11 protein-coding genes and 2 tRNA genes are annotated in these 13,794 nt (G+C 59.2%); 3 read left to right on the top strand and 10 right to left on the bottom strand.

Going from position 1 to position 13,794, the window contains the following annotated elements:
- Positions 1-6: 6 nt before the first annotated feature.
- From ACJO3M_RS08750 to ACJO3M_RS08740, 3 genes are read right to left on the bottom strand one after another with little or no spacing between them, the layout of a single operon-like run.
- Entirely contained in the window at positions 7-789 is a 783-nt protein-coding gene (locus ACJO3M_RS08750) for an SDR family oxidoreductase (protein ID WP_407001016.1), read from the bottom strand.
- Complete coding sequence (locus ACJO3M_RS08745) at positions 776-2,950, bottom strand: AMP-binding protein (protein WP_407001015.1); 2,175 nt, start codon at positions 2,948-2,950, stop codon at positions 776-778. The genes ACJO3M_RS08750 and ACJO3M_RS08745 overlap by 14 nt, the downstream gene beginning before the upstream one ends.
- Positions 2,934-3,653 (bottom strand): thermostable hemolysin, encoded by a 720-nt coding sequence (locus tag ACJO3M_RS08740; protein WP_407001014.1) that lies wholly within the window; start codon positions 3,651-3,653, stop codon positions 2,934-2,936. The genes ACJO3M_RS08745 and ACJO3M_RS08740 overlap by 17 nt, the downstream gene beginning before the upstream one ends.
- A gap of 141 nt (positions 3,654-3,794) precedes the next feature.
- Between ACJO3M_RS08740 and ACJO3M_RS08735 the strand changes: the two genes are divergently transcribed.
- Positions 3,795-4,499, top strand: coding sequence for a response regulator transcription factor (locus ACJO3M_RS08735; RefSeq protein WP_407001013.1), 705 nt, complete (start codon positions 3,795-3,797; stop codon positions 4,497-4,499).
- On the top strand, positions 4,490-5,920 hold the full coding sequence (locus ACJO3M_RS08730; protein ID WP_407001012.1) for an ATP-binding protein: 1,431 nt from the start codon (positions 4,490-4,492) through the stop codon (positions 5,918-5,920). The genes ACJO3M_RS08735 and ACJO3M_RS08730 overlap by 10 nt, the downstream gene beginning before the upstream one ends.
- Here ACJO3M_RS08730 and oadA read toward each other — a convergent pair.
- The 6 genes from oadA to ACJO3M_RS08700 form a co-directional block, all read right to left on the bottom strand.
- On the bottom strand, positions 5,865-7,661 hold the full coding sequence (oadA, locus tag ACJO3M_RS08725; protein ID WP_407001010.1) for a sodium-extruding oxaloacetate decarboxylase subunit alpha: 1,797 nt from the start codon (positions 7,659-7,661) through the stop codon (positions 5,865-5,867). The genes ACJO3M_RS08730 and oadA overlap by 56 nt on opposite strands.
- Before the next feature lie 22 nt (positions 7,662-7,683).
- On the bottom strand, positions 7,684-9,105 hold the full coding sequence (locus ACJO3M_RS08720) for an acetyl-CoA carboxylase biotin carboxylase subunit (RefSeq protein WP_407001009.1): 1,422 nt from the start codon (positions 9,103-9,105) through the stop codon (positions 7,684-7,686).
- A 64-nt stretch (positions 9,106-9,169) separates the two neighbouring features.
- On the bottom strand, positions 9,170-9,763 hold the full coding sequence (locus ACJO3M_RS08715; RefSeq protein WP_407001008.1) for a CBS domain-containing protein: 594 nt from the start codon (positions 9,761-9,763) through the stop codon (positions 9,170-9,172).
- 88 nt (positions 9,764-9,851) lie between these two features.
- Entirely contained in the window at positions 9,852-10,181 is a 330-nt protein-coding gene (locus ACJO3M_RS08710; protein ID WP_407001007.1) for a hypothetical protein, read from the bottom strand.
- 265 nt (positions 10,182-10,446) lie between these two features.
- Positions 10,447-10,523, bottom strand: a tRNA-Met gene (locus ACJO3M_RS08705).
- A 110-nt stretch (positions 10,524-10,633) separates the two neighbouring features.
- The gene (locus ACJO3M_RS08700) at positions 10,634-11,977 is read right to left on the bottom strand and encodes an acetyl-CoA C-acetyltransferase (RefSeq protein ID WP_407001006.1); all 1,344 of its coding nucleotides are present in this window, start codon (positions 11,975-11,977) and stop codon (positions 10,634-10,636) included.
- Positions 11,978-12,187: 210 nt separating this feature from the next.
- Here ACJO3M_RS08700 and ACJO3M_RS08695 point away from each other — a divergent pair, with 210 nt between their 5' ends.
- The gene (locus ACJO3M_RS08695; protein WP_407001005.1) at positions 12,188-13,594 is read left to right on the top strand and encodes a 3-oxoacyl-ACP reductase; all 1,407 of its coding nucleotides are present in this window, start codon (positions 12,188-12,190) and stop codon (positions 13,592-13,594) included.
- Positions 13,595-13,718: 124 nt separating this feature from the next.
- Here the strand turns inward: ACJO3M_RS08695 and ACJO3M_RS08690 are convergent.
- A tRNA-Val gene (locus ACJO3M_RS08690) sits at positions 13,719-13,794 on the bottom strand.

Below are 13,794 nucleotides of genomic sequence, written 5' to 3'. Positions count from 1 at the left end.
GACGATTCATGAGGAGGCTCCGGATTCCAGATAACGCCGAATCACCGGCAGTTGTTTGAACATCGCCCTGTCCACCAGCCGTGGCAGAACACCATTGATCACCACAAACAGCCGCTCCGGCCAGCCCATGAAGCAACGGCGCTGATCGCGGGCCATGGCATGAACGATGGTCCGCGCGACCCGCTCGGGTGAGTCCACCGAATTGCCAAGCGCCTGATTGAGGCGGTTGACCGCATCCGGGTTCATTGCAGTGGCTGTGGCGCGGGGCGCTACGTAAAGCACTTTAACCGGGGTGTCTGCCAGCTCCCTGCGCAGGGCTTCGGTGAATCCCCGTAGCCCGAACTTGGTGGCGCAATAGGCGGTGTAGCCGGGATAGCCGATGCTGCCGAAGGTTGAGCCGACGAACACCAGCGTCCCCTCGCCAGCCGCACTGAATCGCGGGGCAAACTGGCGAGCCACCAGCATGGGGCTACGCAGATTGACCGCCAGTTGACTGTCGATGGCAGAGACCGCTGTTTGCGACAGCCCGGAAAACTGATTCTGCCCGGCACAGTGAATAATCCCGTAGATATCCGGCCAGCTGTCAGTGATGGTCTGAAGTTGCTGCTCCAGATCCGTTGCCGCCAGATCCAGCTTTACCGCAGAAGCACCCTGGGGTAACTGCAATCCTTCAGACTGCCGCGAAGCCACCAGCACCCTCGCGCCCTTCGCCAGCAGCTCGGTCATCAGTGCCCGACCAATGCCACCGGTGCCGCCCAGCAACAGGAAGCGTCGGTCACGCAGTTGCATGGTCAGACTCCTTGTGTTTTGCCACCGCCGCCGGCAACGGAATGCGATGAAGCATGTCACCGTACAACCGGTAGACCACTCGCGCAGAGTCGATGATGGCCTGTTGATCGCCGGGGTCGGCAATGCTGCTCATCAGATCGCGGAAAAACTCGAAATGCCCTTGATCCAAATCACCGTGTGAGTACAGGTAGCTGAATGCCGTGTCCGGCAACTGCAACTGCCGTTGGATCTGTTGAGCCAGGGGGGTAGCCAACTCAATGGACGTACCCTCCAGCACCTGCACCATGCCGAAAAACGCCGCCGGGTTGCCCCGGTCGATCTGGTGATAGAGGTAGGCCACCATCAGCTCGATAGACAGATCCGGCTGGCTGGCACGGCGCTCTTCACGGTCCTCGCCACAGGCGTGCAGATCATTGAGAATCCACTCGTGGTGGCCATACTCCTCCTCAATGTACTCCACCAGCGCCTTGCGAACGTCTTCAAGATGCTCCGGCAGGCGGCCGCCGCACGCCATCATCAGCGGAACCGTATGTTTTACGTGGTGGAAGGCCTGAGTCAGGAACCAGGTATAGCCCTCCAGCGTCATCCGTCCCCCCTGGACAGCCTGAATAACGGGGGCACCGGTCACATGGGTGCGGGCCTGTGCGGTTTCGGCCTGAAGCCGATCAAAAAATGCCATGGTGGTTTCTCCTGGCTGGGTGGTAGAAATCATGTCACTGTGAGCAATGATTTGGGGTAAATCGGAGTGAACGCGGTGCCTCATCAGCCGGCCATTGGCCGTCAGATGACCGCTATTAACGGACAGCGGCGCACGCAGCAGGTACAGGTGCTCCAACCGGGCATAATCCGGCAACCGGTCATTCAACTGGCGACACATCGCGACCAGATGCTCTCTCGAATCGGGGAAACTGTCAGGCTGCCTGAAAATCAGCGCGCGGGGTTGAGCCTCACCGTCACCGAACACGACGACCTGCTGTGCACCCAAGGCCTGAAGCAGCTCGCTTTCCAGCCATTCCGGGCTGACGTTGCGACCAAAACTGGTGATTAGCAGGTTCTTTGAGCGGCCATCCACCGTCAGAAAACCCTCGTCCGACAGGCTCCCCAGATCCCCGGTATCCAGCCAAGGGCTTTGTGGCGCGGCGTCGCCCAGATACCCCAGAAAGGTATTGCCACGGACCAGAATGCGGTGCCGCTCATCAACACAAACATCAACATGATCCAGAGGACGTCCGGCGGAACCCGGGTGGTTATCCGCTGGGGTATTCAACGAGACCACCGAGCCACACTCGGACAAGCCATAACCTTCGAACATGGGTAACCCGAGTGCCTGTGCACGCAACAGAAGCTCCGGGGCCACTTTGCCGCCACCAACGGCCAGAAAACGGAAGCCTTGAGCGTCAAGGGTGCTGCTCTCTGCCAGCTGCACAAGCAGTCTCGCCAACTCTGGCACCAGAATCAGTGACTCGGGTTGCCAATGGTTCAGTGAGGTGGCCAGGTGATTGACGTCGACCCCACTGCTTCCCGCCATCCCCAGCGCAGCAAGAGGTTCAACCCGAATCGTGCCCCCCAGCAACAGCGGAAGGTAAAGCCCCGCGACATTTTCCAGCAAAGTGGCCAGGGGCAGGATACAAAGATGATAGCTACCGGCGTTCGCTCGCAGCCGGTCTCTCAGTGCAACTGCCGTTGCAGCCAGGTGCGTCCGGGAGAGGCAGACACCTCTGGGTGTACCGGTGCTGCCGGAGGTGAAGGTGATTTTCACAGTGTTCCCAGGCAGATCAACCGTCTCCTCGGATTTCTGCAACGGGCTCGCGGAAACGCCATGTCCGAATGATACTTGCCCTGTTGTCTCATCCGACCATAACAATGCCTGCAAGCCCGACGAGCGAACCAGGTGGTCTCGCTGCTGAGGGGAGAAAAATGGCGGAACTGGCACACACACCACGCCGGCACTCAAGCAAGCCAGGTCTGCAATAGCCCAACCCGGTGAATTGTCGCCACACAGACCCAATCGCGTGAACCCACATGCCCGCAGCTGATCAGCAATTACCTCCACGGCCTGAAAGAGCGACGTAAAAGAGTACCGCAGGTTGCCGGAAACCAGCGCGGTCGCGTTCGGCCGCTCTGCGACGACCTGCTGGAACAATTCAGGCAGAGTGACCATAGCCGCCTCCCGTGATTCGGGGCGCGTTCGCTACAGCCGCCGTGTCGGCTTCAATAGGATGAACATACCGAAGCAGGCCAATGGCTCCCAAACCTTCAACACCCTGTCGGACATTGATTGCCAGCACCCGGGGCTGGCACTGGTAATAGCTGCCCCAACCAGCGCCCGCACCAGCCAGGCGACCGGGGTCAGCATCACCAATCTCCAAAACGTCAATGCCCAGATGCTGGAAGCCATTCCGCAGCTGAACGGTGCCGGTGCAGACCACCCACTCGACCCCCGAGTGCTGCAGCCAAACCGCCAGCGCCGCAAACAGTGGCCGGCTGATACCGGTTTCGACACCGGCCAGGTGTGCAACTTCCACCACCGAGTCCCGCCTGGCAAAAGTGTTTGGCAGGCAGATTTCAACGGGCTGGTCCAGATAATCCTCCAGAAACAGCCGTTCCCTTGCCGCTCGACGCAGTCCAACCGCAGCCAGCAAAGTGCCATGTTCTGACAATAGAGCCATCAATGGAGGCATATGCAGTGTCGGTCGCGCGCCATAGGCTTGCTGGAACCGCCGGCGAATAAAATCGGCGGCCCGTTGCTCACTGGCGGTGTGTGAACGTATCTCGCACAAATGGCGGTTGCCGCAGCGCACCACCGGTCGCGCTTCCCCGGAACGAAGATCAATACCGGTGGGCATAGTCAGACATTCGGTCATAAGATTCCCCCTTGAATGGCATCCAGACTAAGGGGCAAGACTTAAGACTGGCTTAACGGAACCCGATTGTTTTCTTAAGCCGACGTTAAGCTTTCTGTGCCAGAATTAAGCGAAATCCAATCGGATCACGGAACCAATCGAATGCGCATTCTGCTTGTGGAAGACGATCACATGCTGGCAAACACAATGCTCACCATGCTGAGGGATGAACACCATACGATTGACTGGTTGGACGACGGCCAGCAGGCGCTCAATGCGTTGACCGGAGAACATTTTGATCTCGCCATTCTGGATCTGACGCTACCACGACTGGACGGACTGGATGTGCTGGCACGAGCGCGTGACCAGGGCACGCCCACCCCCATCATTATTCTCACCGCTCGACCGGGCCTGAACGAAAAACTGCAGGGGCTGGACGCCGGCGCCGACGACTACCTTACCAAGCCCTTCGCCATGGCTGAACTCAAAGCCCGCATTCGGGCAGTGACCCGCCGCGGTGCCCTGGCCGGCAACCAGTCCGGCACCTCAGACCTCAGTGTGGGCAGCATCAGCCTGAATCCGGATTCCGGCCAGCTCACTATCGGCGAACAGTCCTTCAACCTGCCCCGCAGCGAGGCTCAGATACTGCACTACCTGATGCGCAACCCGGACCAGGTGGCGACGCGCCGCCGGCTGGAAGAACAGCTCTATGGCTGGGACCACGGCGCCGAGAGCAATTCCCTGGAGGTCCACATCCATCATTTGCGGAGGCGTGTGGGTAAAACCGTGATTCGTACCATCCGGGGTGTGGGCTATCTGTTGGACAGCCAGCAGGCCGCCCTTTGCGGAGAGTCGGAATGTCCCTGACCCGCACGCTGATTCTGCTGGTCGCCGCCATCGTTATGCTGATTGCCTCAGCGGCGGCAACGTGGAGCTACATCGAGAGCAACCACGAACTGGAGGAGTTGTTTGATGCAGAGCTTGCCCAGAGTACCCGCGTGGTGCAGGGACTGGTGCAACATCTGGCCGCTACCCAGTCTTCCGAGCAACTGGCGGGCATGCTCAAACAAACCCTCCAACTTCCACAGGGCGCCCTGGACGAAGGCGACTACGATGAAATTCTTCCCGATGGCACCGGCCACAAGTATGAGAAAAAACTCGCCTTTGAAGTCTGGACCGCCGCAGGCGAACCGATACTCGACACCCTCGCCGCCAACGATGATCAGGCTCTGAACCCGGGCTATGCCTGGTCCGAGGCCACCGGTTTCAAGTGGCGCACCTTCACGCTTCAGGATACACAGACCGGTTATTGGATTCGGACAGCCCAGCGCGAGGACATTCGCCAGGAGCTCAGCCAGGAACTGGCGCTGAGTAACATACTGCCTTTGCTTGCAGCTTTGCCATTGCTGGTCATTGCAGTCGCTTTTGCCATTCAGTTTGGGTTTCGCCCATTACGCAAATTGGAAAACCCAATCCGCCACATGGATCCGGAGAGTATACATCCACTGGAAACCCGTCATGCCCCCAAAGAGGTCAGTGGTCTGGTGGGTGCGGTAAACGGCCTACTGAAACGACTGGACGACGCACTGGAGCGAGAGCGGCGTTTTTCCGCCGATGCTGCACACGAACTACGCACGCCACTAACGGCGTTACGCCTGAACCTGGAAAAAATCGATGAAAAGAATCCGGGAGAGTTCAGCGACCTGACCGCGTCGGTAGATCGCATGGTGCATCTGGTGGAACAGATGCTGTTGCTGAGCCGGCTGGAGTCAGGCACCGGCTTCAGTCCGGAGGACCGCAATCTTTCCGACATCGTCGCCCAGAGCATTGCCGACGTAGCCCCACTCGCGCTTCAAAAACACATCGAACCGTCCCTGGACGATCGTGTAGGGCAGGCCATGATTCGTTGCCAAGCCCCGCTAGTAAACACGCTTATGCGATCGCTACTCGCCAACGCCATACAGTACAGCCCGCCGGGCACATCCGTGAATACCCGGTTGGAACCTATCAACAACGGGTACCAAGTACTTATCTGCGATCAAGGCCCCGGCATTCCCACAAAGGAGCGCGAGAAAGCCGTTAGTCGGTTCACTCGACTGGACCAGCGCCAGGGATCTGGTGCTGGTCTGGGCCTGGCCATCGCACACCGGATTGCCGAGATGCACGGCGGCCGCCTTACCCTGCTCAATCGCCCAGACGATCAAACGGGGCTTTGCGTGAGTATCTGGTTCCCTACTCGATCTCGATCAGCACCTCGCCGGGAACCACTCGGTCGCCCTTGGCAATAAAGACTTCCGAGACCTTGCCGGAAACCGTCGCCTTGACCTCGGTTTCCATTTTCATGGCTTCGATCACCAGTACCGGATCGCCGGCACTGACGGTATCTCCCGGCTGTACCAGCACGTCCACGATGTTGCCCGGCATGGTTGTGGTGACCTGCCCCTCGCGGGAGGCGTTGGCCCGCCGTTTTTTCGGAGAGCCTTCGGAAACGTCACCGACAGATTCCAGGTGAATTTCCTCCGGCATGCCGTCCACGGTCATGAAGAAGCGCCGTTCGGTTTCATTGACCGGGTTGGCTCCAGTCACATGGATGTCATAGGTTTCCCCGTGCACGGTGATACGGAACTCGCTGGACACGCCACCGGCGGACTGCGCCGTCGGTTTCGGCTCCAGGGGTTCCGGTTTCAGCGTGCCGTCCTGACGCTGCTGGAGGAAGCTGCGGCCCTGATCCGGGAACATGGCATAGGTCAGAACGTCTTCGTCGGACGCCGCAAGCTGGCCTATATCGTTCTGTAACGTGGCCAGTTCATGGGCAATGTGGTCTGCGGGGCGATCATCAATCAGCTCCTCCTGGCCCACCGCACGGCGCTGCAGCTGGGCGTTGACCGGCGCCGGCGCCTTGCCATACCAGCCCTGCAGGTATTTCTTCACTTCATTGGTGATGGTGTCGTAGCGCTTGTCGGACAACACATTGAACACCGCCTGGGTACCGACGATCTGGGAAGTGGGGGTAACCAGCGGCGGATAGCCAAGATCTTCCCGCACCCTGGGGATCTCCTGGAACACGTCACGAATACGCTCCAGTGCGCCTTGCTCCTTGAGCTGGTTGGCCAGGTTCGACATCATCCCGCCAGGCACCTGGGACAACAGTACGGAGGTATCAACGCCGTTATAGGCGCTCTCGAACTGATGGTATTTGCCGCGCACGTCGCGGAAATGGTTGTTGGCCTTCTCCAGCAACGCCAGATCCAGCCCGGTCTCATAGCCCGCATCGTGCAGCGCCGCCACCAGGGATTCGGTGGGCGGATGGCTGGTGCCACCGGCAAAGGCGGACAACGCCGTGTCGATATGATCGACCCCCGCCTCGACTGCCGCCCACTGACACATCTGCGACATGCCGGAGGTGGTGTGGGAATGCAGGAACACCGGCACCGTGAACTGCTGTTTGAGTTGCCCTACCAGATCCGCCGTGGCCGCTGGTGTCAGCAGTCCGGCCATGTCCTTGATGGCAATACTGTCGACGCCCAGATCCACCATGGCTTTGGCCTGCTCCAGGTAGGTGTCGGTGTTGTGCACCGGGCTGACGGTGTAACACAGGGTACCCTGGGCGTGTTTACCGCCCTGTTTGACGGCACGGATGCTGGTTTCCAGATTGCGCACATCGTTGAGGGCATCAAAGATCCGGAACACGTCTATGCCGTTTTCGGCGGCTTTCGCCACAAACGCTTCCACCACATCATCACCGTAGTGACGATACCCCAGCAGGTTCTGACCGCGCAGCAGCATCTGCAGGCGGGTATTGGGCAGAGCCTGGCGCAGGGTGCGCAGGCGTTCCCAGGGGTCTTCCTTGAGGAACCGCACACAGGCGTCGAAAGTAGCGCCACCCCAGCATTCCAGTGACCAGTAACCGGCCTGGTCCAGCCATTCGCAGGCCGGCAGCATATCCTCCGTACGCAGGCGGGTGGCAATCAGGGACTGATGGGCGTCCCGCAGGATAACGTCGGTAATATGAATCTTGCGTTTACTCATGAACGTTCTCTCCAATATTCAGTTACAGGCCCGCCTGGGAGGCAATAGCGGCCGCAATCGCGGCGGCAACGGATTCAGGGCGGGTCTTGGAGCTGTATTCCAGCAGTTGCGGGTTGCGTTCCACGAAACCGGTGTTAAAACGGGCCGCCCGGAAATCCGGGTGGTCCAGGATCTGCTGGTAATAGGGAATGGTGGTTTGCACACCGTAAATGGCCATGTCCGACAGCGCCCGATGGGAACGCTCAATCAGTTCTGGCCAGTCTCGGGCCCAGACGATCAGCTTGGCGCACATGGAATCGTAGTACGGTGGAATCTCGTAGCCGCTGTACATGGCGGCGTCGGTCCGCACCCCGGGGCCACCGGCGGAGTAGTAGCGGCTGATGCGTCCGAAGCTCGGCAGGAACCCGTTTTTCGGATCTTCCGCATTGATACGGAACTGGGCCGCAAAGCCACGGTAGCTGATGTCTTCCTGGCTCAGCCCCAGCGGCTCCCCGGCGGCGATGCGAATCTGGGACTTGATGATATCAATGCCGGTGATTTCCTCGGTGATGGTGTGCTCCACCTGCACCCGGGTATTCATCTCCATGAAATAGAAGCTGCCGTCATGATCCAACAGGAACTCCACCGTGCCGGCATTGACGTAACCGCATTCCCGGGCCACGCGCACCGCCAGTTGTCCGATGTACTCACGCTGTTCGTCGTTCAGCTGGGGTGACGGTGCCACCTCAATCAGCTTCTGGTTACGCCGCTGGATGGAACAGTCCCGTTCATAGAGATGAACCACGGAGCCCTGGCTGTCCGCGAGAATCTGCACCTCGATGTGACGGGGCTCGATGATGCATTTCTCCAGAAACACCTCGGCACTGCCAAAGGCTTTGGTGGCCTCCGAGATAACCCGCTCGTAGTTCTGGCGCAGTTCCTTCTCATTATCGCAGCGGCGAATCCCCCGGCCGCCGCCTCCTGACGTGGCTTTCAGCATCACCGGATAGCCGATGGCGGCGGCCTGGTTCACCGCGTCTTCCACATCGGATAAATTGCCATCCGAACCGGGCGTTACCGGAACACCGGCGGCCAGCGCCGTTTGCCGTGCCCGGGTTTTGTCACCCATGGCAGCAATGGCCTCGGCGGATGGTCCCACAAACGTGATACCACGCTGCCGGCAGATTGCCGCCAGCTCGGCGTTCTCGGACAGAAAACCGTAACCGGGATGCAGCGCATCACAACCGGTTTCCACCGCCAGGTTCACGATGTGGTGCGGGTTCAGATAGCCCGCGAGCGGATCACTGCCGATGCGATGGGACTCATCGGCCTTCTTGACGTGCAAGGCGTAACGATCCGCCTCGGAAAAAATAGCCACCGAACGGATGCCCAGCTCCTTGCAGGCCCGGGCAATCCTGACGGCGATCTCCCCACGATTGGCAATCAGCAATTTGCTTATGGCCATTGGGTACCTCCTGTAGTGCATGAAACGGCGCCGCGATCACGCGGCGCCGCCGGTGAACAGGCCTTCAGAACCGTCCCTGCACGGCGTTGACGATCTCCGAGAACGACGTAGCACGGGGCTTCAGATCCAGCGAAATCCGCGAACGGGCGGCAAGGTCTGCCGCCAGAACCATGCCCCGGAGCGCCGCTCTGCCCTCCTGGTCATCATCCATAATCAACAGACAGGGTTTGTGGGTCTTATCAAATGTTGACACCAATTCGCCCACCGACGCCTCTATCAGGTCGCGGTAGTGAATGGCGGGCAGGTCGTTTATCCGAATCATGATGTCCTGGACCAGGATATCGCTTGCAGCGACGCCCCGACGAGCGGCGAGCCCCAGCGGCACCTCACCGTTAAGGACATCCAGGCTGATAACCCCAACATAGTCGCCCTCCGCATTCACCACCAGCTTGATCGCGGTATCCGCCTGGTTCATTCGCGACCGGGCTTCGGGAACGCTCAGTTGCGAATCCATGACCGGAGGTTTCCGGGTCAGGAAATCCGTCAGCAAATGGATTGCAGAATCTTGGACATCCAGATTCAACGAGGGTTCGAGACCATGAATGGAATAGGTGCCATTGAGGCTGCGCAGGCGCAGGGACTGAAATTGGTTGCTCATAATGGACGTTCTCACGTTAATTCTTGCAGGCACACGCAGCAGGTCCTCAACCGAGGATCATCAAATACTGGCGTGTATGGAAGCGGAATCAGGTGAGTGCGGGTGGCGCCTGGGGCAGTACCGGGTAGCTGACAATACGGATGCGCCGGACAACGCCCACGCCCATCCCGACCAGCAATGACGTTGCGTCAACAGGTGCGTCTGAGGAGGATTGGGGCGTGGCGGAATACGGATCATCGCCGGAAGGATTGTCACCGCTGTCCACCAGGAACGATGGGGAGCTGTCCCCGAGCTGGTCAACCTGGCCTTCGTGGAAGGCGGGCGCGCTCCAGGACGCCGACCACAGCGTAAAGCCCGTCATCAGCAGGAGGCAAAGCCCCAACTGTAACAGTCCCTTATAACGTGTGGTCGATGACATAGAGATATCCGGTTTTGATATTAATCAGAGCGCTTTTAGTTTTAACACATTCCCGGAGGGCGCCGAAAGAAGAATTCTTATCATGCAAATTAAATAAAACACATGATGCAGACGAGCTGGGGAGAGGATCTGACGGTAAGAATGTGGTCAGAAAGAAGCGACAATGCAAGCAGATAGCAATGTTAGTGCGGGTAGATTATGAGAGCGACACAAAAGCCCTCTTCAGAAACAAGAAAAGCCGGTCAAAGACCGGCTTTTCTTAATATGGTAGCGGGGGCTGGATTCGAACCAACGACCTTCGGGTTATGAGCCCGACGAGCTACCAGACTGCTCCACCCCGCATCAAACTGGTTGTTTACCGGGGAACCCCCGATCAACGAGGTGCGCATGATAAGGGTCGGACCCGCGTCTGTCAAAGGGAAAGTTCAGTTTTTCCCTTTGGAGCCCAAAACTTATCGCTCGAGGATCGCCGTCACACCCTGACCACCTGCAGCGCAGATGGAAATCAGGCCACGGCCGCTGCCTTTCTGTTCCAGCAGCTTCGCCAGGGTAGCGACGATACGGCCACCGGTGGCGGCAAACGGGTGCCCCGTTGCCAGGCTACTGCCCTTGATGTTCATCTTGCTGCGATCGATGCTGCCCAGCGGCTTGTCGAGGCCCAGACGGTCCTTGCAGAAAGCGGGGTCTTCCCAGGCTTTCAGGGTCGACAGAACCTGAGCGGCAAACGCCTCGTGAATTTCGTAAAAATCGAAATCCTGCAGGGTCAGCCCTGCCTTTTCCAGCATCCGGGGCACGGCGTAGGCCGGGGCCATCAGCAGGCCTTCTTTCTTGTCCACGAAATCCACGGCGGCCACTTCGGAGAAGGTCAGGTAGGCCTGCACTTCCATGTTATTGGCCTTGGCCCACTCTTCGCTGGCCAGTAGCACACAGGAGGCGCCATCGGTCAGGGCGGTGCTGTTGGCGGCAGTCATGGTGCCGTTTTCACGGTCAAAGCAAGGCTTCAGGGTCGCCAGCTTCTCCAGCGTGGTGTCCGGACGCAGGATATTGTCCTTGTCGAGACCCGCCAGCGGGGTGATCAGGTCATCAAAGAAACCTTCTTCATAGGCCTTGGCCAGCTTCTGATGGCTATCAAAGGTCAACTGATCCTGCTCATCGCGGGGAATCTTCCACTCGTGAGCCGTCACCTGGCAGTGATCGCCCATGGACATACCCGTGCGAGGCTCACCATTTTCCGGAATTTCCGGCACCAAGTGGCCCGGGCGGAAACGACCCAGAATCTTCAGACGGTCCTTGGTGGTTTTGGCGCGGTTGAGGTCGAGAAGAATTTCACGCAACCCCTCACCTACTCCAATCGGCGCGTCAGACGTAGTGTCTGTGCCTCCGGCGATGCCGCATTCAATCTGTCCCAGTGCAATCTTGTTAGCCACCAGGATGGCAGCCTCCAGACCGGTGCCACACGCCTGCTGGACATCATAGGCGGAAGTTTCGGGTGCCAGGCCGGAGCTGAGCACGGATTCACGGGTCAGGTTGAAATCGCGGGAATGCTTGATCACCGCACCGGCAACCACCTCCCCCATACGCTGGCCCTGCAGGCCAAAACGGTCCACCAGCCCCCGCAGCGCGGACGTCAGCAGCTCCTGGTTGCTGATTTTGCTGTAGGCGGTGTTGGAGCGAGCAAACGGAACCCGGTTACCACCGATAATCGCAACGCGGCGAACGCCGGCCGGCGCATTGGTTTTTGGCTTGCGCGGGGCCGATGTGGTTTTCTTCTGTGTGGTTTTCTGTGCCTGTGCCATGATGTGATCCTGTATTAACGTGTGTATCCATTGCGGAGCAGTCTAGCGCTAACGGGGTCTGGCTCATTGGCATGCCTGACAATCCGGTCAGGGCATTGAGTCAATCCAAATGCCGCCTGAATCCTTAACCTGTACAACGACTCAAAACCATTGCTCACGGTGAATCCGATTGCATGGCCACCGTTGAACACACTATGAAGGAACGCTCTTATGTCTGACATCTACCTCAAATTCGTCAACACGCCGGTGGGCAAAACGGCGGCCCAATCCCTTGGCTTGCCGTCCCCGGTTCCCCTCAATCGCTGGAAGCGCAGCGACCAGCCATTCATCGAAGGCAATGTATTGGTCGGCGCCGCCAGTGGCGCCAAGGCCATCAGCGCCATCGGCAGCGTGCTGGGAGCCAGCGCTGCCAAGGTGCATCATGCGGATGGTCCGGATACTTTGAAGGATTCCGCCAAGGCTGGCAACAAGGCCCAGCCCCTGAATGTCGGCGGCGAAATCAATGAAAAATTCTCGGCCCTGGTGTTTGATGCCACGGGCATGAAATCGCCTGACGATCTGCGTGCGCTGTACGATTTCTACCATCCGACCATCAAGAAACTCGGCGGCAACGCCCGCGTACTGGTCATTGGCCAGGACCCCGCTACCTGCCGCAAACCGGCCCAGGCCGCTGCACAGCAGGCGCTTGAAGGCTTCGTTCGCGCCGTCGGCAAGGAAATCGGCAAGAAAGGGGCGACCGCAAACCTGCTGTGGATGGCTCCAGGTGCGGACAAACAACTGGATTCCAGCATCCGCTTCTTCCTGTCTGCCCGCTCGGCCTATGTCTCCGGCCAGGTGGCCCGCATCGGCAAGAGCACCGCGGCCCCGGCCACCAATCCGGTTGCTCCGCTGTCCGGTAAAGTTGCCCTGGTCACCGGCGCTTCCCGTGGTATCGGCGCGTCCATTGCTGAAACCCTGGCCCGGGACGGAGCCACCGTGATTGGCCTGGATATTCCGCCAGCCATGGAAGAGCTGCAGAAAGTCACCGACGCCATCAAGGGCAAGGCCCTGGCCTGTGACATTACCGATGCTGGCGCACCAAAGCTGATTGCCGATTTCGCGGAAGAGCATTTTGGCGGCATCGATCTGGTCGTCCACAACGCCGGCATCACCCGCGACAAAACCCTGGGCAATATGCCGGAGCACTTCTGGGACATGACCATCGCGGTAAACCTCACCGCCGAAGAACTGATCGATGAAGAGCTGATGCATCGCGAGCTTCTGCGCGAGAATGGCCGTATCGTGTGCATCTCTTCCATCAGCGGCATCGCCGGCAACTTCGGCCAGACCAACTACTCCACGGCCAAGTCCGGCGTGATCGGTTATGTCGAAGCCATAGCAAAGCAGCTGAAGAACGGCATCACCATTAATGCCATCGCGCCTGGCTTTATTGAGACGCAAATGACAGCCGCCATGCCCCTGACCATCCGAGAAGCGGGCCGTCGCATGAACAGCCTGTCCCAGGGCGGCCAGCCGGTCGACGTGGCCGAGGCCATCGCGTGGTATTGCAACCCTGGCTCGAACGGCGTGAACGGGAACGTTGTGCGGGTATGTGGGCAGTCGTTGATTGGTAAGTAACGCCGGTATAAGTGGTGTCGGATTACGGCCCTCCGGGCCTAATCCGACCTACAAACCACACAGGCACGCAAAAACACCGACAGCCAAATGGCTCGGTTCCTACGCGCATTCATGGGGGAGAAAATGGTGGGTGGTACTGGGATCGAACCAGTGACCCTCGCCTTGTAAGGGCGATGCTCTCCCAGCTGAGCTAACCACCC

This window comes from Marinobacter alkalisoli (genome assembly GCF_045449795.1).
Taxonomy (GTDB): Bacteria; Pseudomonadota; Gammaproteobacteria; order Pseudomonadales; family Oleiphilaceae; genus Marinobacter.
The sequence above is the reverse complement of the archived record's forward strand: the minus strand, read 5'-3'. Positions and strand labels throughout refer to the sequence as shown.

What these genes read in the sequence shown, in the direction of transcription:
- ACJO3M_RS08750 (WP_407001016.1), bottom strand. Translation starts at nt 789, where the DNA reads ATGCAACTGCGTGACCGACGCTTCCTGTTGCTGGGCGGCACCGGTGGC.
- ACJO3M_RS08745 (WP_407001015.1), bottom strand. Translation starts at nt 2,950, where the DNA reads ATGGTCACTCTGCCTGAATTGTTCCAGCAGGTCGTCGCAGAGCGGCCG.
- ACJO3M_RS08740 (WP_407001014.1), bottom strand. Translation starts at nt 3,653, where the DNA reads ATGACCGAATGTCTGACTATGCCCACCGGTATTGATCTTCGTTCCGGG.
- ACJO3M_RS08735 (WP_407001013.1), top strand. Translation starts at nt 3,795, where the DNA reads ATGCGCATTCTGCTTGTGGAAGACGATCACATGCTGGCAAACACAATG.
- ACJO3M_RS08730 (WP_407001012.1), top strand. Translation starts at nt 4,490, where the DNA reads ATGTCCCTGACCCGCACGCTGATTCTGCTGGTCGCCGCCATCGTTATG.
- oadA (WP_407001010.1), bottom strand. Translation starts at nt 7,661, where the DNA reads ATGAGTAAACGCAAGATTCATATTACCGACGTTATCCTGCGGGACGCC.
- ACJO3M_RS08720 (WP_407001009.1), bottom strand. Translation starts at nt 9,105, where the DNA reads ATGGCCATAAGCAAATTGCTGATTGCCAATCGTGGGGAGATCGCCGTC.
- ACJO3M_RS08715 (WP_407001008.1), bottom strand. Translation starts at nt 9,763, where the DNA reads ATGAGCAACCAATTTCAGTCCCTGCGCCTGCGCAGCCTCAATGGCACC.
- ACJO3M_RS08710 (WP_407001007.1), bottom strand. Translation starts at nt 10,181, where the DNA reads ATGTCATCGACCACACGTTATAAGGGACTGTTACAGTTGGGGCTTTGC.
- ACJO3M_RS08700 (WP_407001006.1), bottom strand. Translation starts at nt 11,977, where the DNA reads ATGGCACAGGCACAGAAAACCACACAGAAGAAAACCACATCGGCCCCG.
- ACJO3M_RS08695 (WP_407001005.1), top strand. Translation starts at nt 12,188, where the DNA reads ATGTCTGACATCTACCTCAAATTCGTCAACACGCCGGTGGGCAAAACG.